The 201-nt window shown below is 67.2% G+C and carries 1 pseudogene; it reads left to right on the top strand.

Going from position 1 to position 201, the window contains the following annotated elements:
• Positions 1-201 (top strand): annotated as a pseudogene (locus L981_RS33050) (electron transfer flavoprotein-ubiquinone oxidoreductase); the annotation flags it as partial.

The raw sequence follows: 201 nt of genomic DNA, 5'->3' as shown, positions 1-201 counted from the left end.
AGTTCCAGCGCTTCAAGACGCATCCGGCGATCCGCGGCACGTTTGAAGGCGGCAAGCGGCTGTCCTATGGCGCGCGCGCGATCACCGAGGGCGGCTACCAGTCGGTGCCGAAGCTGTCCTTCCCCGGCGGCGCGCTGATCGGCTGTTCGGCCGGTCTCGTCAACGTGCCGCGCATCAAGGGCAGCCACAATGCGGTGCTTT

It is taken from the genome of Ensifer sp. ZNC0028 (assembly GCF_000799055.1).
Classification (GTDB): domain Bacteria; phylum Pseudomonadota; class Alphaproteobacteria; order Rhizobiales; family Rhizobiaceae; genus Ensifer.
The sequence above is the reverse complement of the archived record's forward strand: the minus strand, read 5'-3'. Positions and strand labels throughout refer to the sequence as shown.